The sequence below is a fragment of the Sphingorhabdus sp. genome (assembly GCF_044357595.1).
Taxonomy (GTDB): domain Bacteria; phylum Pseudomonadota; class Alphaproteobacteria; order Sphingomonadales; family Sphingomonadaceae; genus Sphingorhabdus_B.
Genome location: NZ_JBIKPH010000187.1, coordinates 1 through 3424, shown reverse-complemented (window position 1 = coordinate 3424; position 3424 = coordinate 1). Strand labels below are relative to the sequence as shown.

Annotated in this window: 5 protein-coding genes; 2 read left to right on the top strand and 3 right to left on the bottom strand. The window is 55.5% G+C overall.

The window, feature by feature from the left end; genetic code table 11:
• Positions 1 to 732 (top strand): DNA polymerase (locus tag ACIQ2T_RS12695; protein ID WP_397591124.1); only part of this gene is annotated, 732 nt, incomplete at its 5' end.
• 18 nt (positions 733 to 750) lie between these two features.
• Here ACIQ2T_RS12695 and ACIQ2T_RS12690 read toward each other — a convergent pair.
• Both ACIQ2T_RS12690 and ACIQ2T_RS12685 read right to left on the bottom strand, forming a co-directional pair.
• Entirely contained in the window at positions 751 to 1005 is a 255-nt protein-coding gene (locus ACIQ2T_RS12690; RefSeq protein WP_397591123.1) for a DUF2171 domain-containing protein, read from the bottom strand.
• Positions 1006 to 1118: 113 nt separating this feature from the next.
• Positions 1119 to 2012 (bottom strand): prephenate dehydratase, encoded by an 894-nt coding sequence (locus ACIQ2T_RS12685; RefSeq protein ID WP_397591122.1) that lies wholly within the window; start codon positions 2010 to 2012, stop codon positions 1119 to 1121.
• A gap of 146 nt (positions 2013 to 2158) precedes the next feature.
• Here ACIQ2T_RS12685 and ACIQ2T_RS12680 point away from each other — a divergent pair, with 146 nt between their 5' ends.
• Complete coding sequence (locus ACIQ2T_RS12680) at positions 2159 to 2791, top strand: cytochrome c family protein (protein ID WP_306062286.1); 633 nt, start codon at positions 2159 to 2161, stop codon at positions 2789 to 2791.
• 10 nt (positions 2792 to 2801) lie between these two features.
• Here ACIQ2T_RS12680 and ACIQ2T_RS12675 read toward each other — a convergent pair.
• The coding region (locus tag ACIQ2T_RS12675; RefSeq protein WP_397591121.1) for an LOG family protein at positions 2802 to 3424 on the bottom strand (623 nt) is incomplete at its 5' end.

The window sequence follows — 3424 nt, the reverse complement described above, 5'->3', positions numbered from 1 at the left end:
CGTCAGATAAGGGACGCATTTGTCGCGGAACCCGGCAATGTCATATTGTCTGCCGACTATAGCCAGATCGAACTGCGCCTTGCCGCGCATTTTGCCGATGTGGCGCCGTTGCGCGATGCTTTTGAAAAGGGCGAAGATATCCATGCCCGCACCGCACTGGAACTGTTTGGCGAAGTGAACCGCGACACACGCGGACGCGCCAAAACAATCAACTTCTCCATCCTCTATGGCATCTCGCGATGGGGACTTTCAAAGCGTCTGGAATCTTCGGCGGACGAGGCGCAGGCGCTTATTGACGCGTATTTCAAACGCTTCCCCGGCATTTCCAATTATATTCAGGAAACGATGGCCACAGTGCGCGAATGTGGGCATTCAACCACCTTGTTCGGGCGCAAAACATGGTTTCCGCGCATCACCTCGCCCAACCAAGCCGAACGGCAGGGCAGCGAGCGTGCGGCGATAAATGCACCCATTCAAGGGACAAGCGCCGACATCATCAAACGCGCCATGGTGCAAATGGGACCGGCGCTTAAAGCTGCTGGCTTAGGCCACGTCCAAATGCTGCTTCAGGTGCATGACGAATTGGTATTTGAATTGCCGCAAGCCGATGTTGCGGCAGCTAGCGAAATCATCCGCAACGTCATGGCCAATGCCGCAGAGCCGCTGGTGAAGCTCAATGTGCCCTTGGGCATTGAAATCGGCACTGGACTAAGCTGGGGGGCGGCGCACTAAAGTCGCCGCCACGCTGCATCAGTTGTCTTTGGTTTCTTCAGTTTCAAACGTCAACGCAACGTCGCCATTGGCCGACAGGCGAACGGTGTTATCGTGGACCGAGGCAACCAGTCCGCCATCAATATAATGATGATGGCCTTCATGGCCGCCTTGTCCTAAATCTGACTTGGTCAGCTTGATGCGATTTCCTTCAACGCCATCAACGGTGCCAACATGAACGCCGTCAGCGCCTATAACTTCTGCATGTTCTTTAATCTGTGATAGGTCGGCCATCTTATGTTCCTTTGGTTAAGAACATAGCCAACGCTTGAAAATGCGTATGGGTTCCAACTGAACCACTTTGAAATCATACAGACCACGCCACAAGAGGCGGTTGCTTAACAGCTTCAACCGCGGTTGCGGGTTTGCGTATAGGTGCCGAGCAAGCGAACCGAGTTGCAGTGGAAGCGCAGTTCCTCGAGCGCCCGGTCCACGGCTGGGTCGCCCGGTGCGCCTTCGATATCGGCAAAGAATTCCGTGGCGGCAAAGCTTGCGCCGTTTTGATAGCTTTCAAGCTTTGTCATATTGACGCCGTTTGTCGCAAAGCCGCCCATCGCCTTATACAAAGCAGCGGGGATGTTCTTGACCTCAAAAATGAGGGTGGTCATCAACGTGCCGGTTAGGGTGCTGCGATCGACTGGCGCGCGTGAAAGGACAACAAATCGCGTCATGTTGCTCATGTCGTCTTGCACGGCATCGTTAATGGCAACCAGACCATATAAATCGGCCGCAATCGGCGGTGCGATGGCCGCAGCCGCCGGGTCGTCGTTGGCGGCAACAAACGCAGCAGCGGCAGCGGTGTCCGCATAGGCAACCGGAATTATGCCATTGGCGCGCAGGAAATGCCGGCATTGGCCAAGCGCTTGTGGGTGGCTCATCGCCGTTTTTATGACCGCGTCTGCCGATTTGGCCATAAGGCAATGGCGGATCGACATAAAATGCTCGGCAATGATGCTCAGGCCCGATTCAGGGAGCAAAAAGTGAATGTCGGCAACGCGGCCATGCAGCGAATTTTCTATTGGAATGATGGCGCACGCCGCCGTTCCGTCCTGTACCGCATCAATGGCGTCTTCGAACGAAAAACAGGGCAGGGGCAGGCAGTCGGCATCATATTCCAGAGCCGCCAAATGGGAGTTTGCCCCCGGCGCGCCTTGAAAGGCAATCGCTTTTGCAGGAAGTTCATGTGCAGCAAGCGTCATGTCTTTGACTATTGCCAGTGCAGGTGCGGGATAACTGTTCATAGGGCCAAGGCGTTAGGATAGGGAAACTTATCGGGCAAGTGTCGATTTGGACACTTGCACCCGCCAACGCCCGCCATTAGAGGGGCCCGTAGAACCGGCCGTCATTCTGCGCCGGTGTTTTAACGCACTTTCAAGGCTGATAAACAATGGATGATCGTAGTAACACAATTGCAGGCTGGGTTTTGGCAGGCGGCATCGTCGCGCTTGGACTGAGCATCGTCACGGGCATGTATTTCCACCCGGAGGCGCCTGAAAAAGAGGGCTTTGCCGTTGTTGCGGAGGCATCGGGCGATGCCGGCGGCGTCGCTGTAGTGCCTATCGCAACGCTGCTCGCGACTGCCGATGTCGCCAAGGGCGAAGCTGTTTTCAAGAAGTGCGCGGCTTGCCATACTATTGCACAAGGTGGCGCAAACGGCATTGGCCCGAATCTCTGGGCATCAATGGGTAAGCCACATGGCCATGTGGCTGGATTTGCTTATTCCGACGCGTTGAAAAGCGTTCCAGGTAACTGGGATTGGGAAGGCATGGACAAATGGTTGGCCAACCCAAAGAAATATGCGCCGGGTACCAAGATGACCTTTGCGGGTCTTGGCAATCCGGAAGAACGCGCGAATTTGATCTTATATCTAAACGCGCAAGGTTCAAACCTGCCTTTGCCCGCGCCTCCTGCGGCAGAAGCGCCCGCCGCTGACGCAGCCGCCGCCGATGCAGCAGCACCTGCCGCAGCACCAGCAGCAGATGCTGCCGCACCAGCAGCTGCCGCAGCTCCGGCTAAGTAACTCGGTTAAATCAATGTGACACTTCGTAGAAATCGCAGATGGCATCCCATGCCTCTTCTGCGGTTTCTACGAATTGGAAAAGTTCCAAGTCACGCGGGCTGATGACGCCCTCGAGCATAAGCTCCTCAAAATTCACCACGCGGTTCCAAAATTCACGCCCGAACAGCAGGATTGGCATCTTTTTGATCTTGCCCGTCTGAATCAGTGTGAGCAGTTCGAAAAACTCATCAAAGGTGCCAAAACCGCCGGGGAAAACCGCGACCGCGCGTGCCCGAAGCAAGAAGTGCATTTTGCGTAACGCGAAATAATGGAATTGAAAGCTTAAACGTGGCGTCACGAACAGGTTTGGCGCTTGCTCGTGCGGAAGCACGATGTTGAGACCAATGGATTCTGCACCGACATCATGTGCACCGCGGTTTGCAGCTTCCATGATCGAAGGACCGCCGCCTGAGCATACGACGAAATGGCGACGGCCTTCTTCATCGGTGACATTGGCTTTTCCGGCCAGCTGCGCCAAATGGCGGGCTTCGGCGTAGAAACGTGACTTCTCTTTCATCCGCTCAGCGATGATTGTCGCCCGCTCGCCTTCAGCCTCGGCCAACAATGCCTCTGCGGCTTCAGGCTCGGGAATGC

Excerpts from the sequence above, each read along its gene's own strand:
- ACIQ2T_RS12685 (WP_397591122.1), bottom strand. The coding sequence starts at position 2,012 with ATGAACAGTTATCCCGCACCTGCACTGGCAATAGTCAAAGACATGACG.
- ACIQ2T_RS12680 (WP_306062286.1), top strand. The coding sequence starts at position 2,159 with ATGGATGATCGTAGTAACACAATTGCAGGCTGGGTTTTGGCAGGCGGC.
- ACIQ2T_RS12690 (WP_397591123.1), bottom strand. The coding sequence starts at position 1,005 with ATGGCCGACCTATCACAGATTAAAGAACATGCAGAAGTTATAGGCGCT.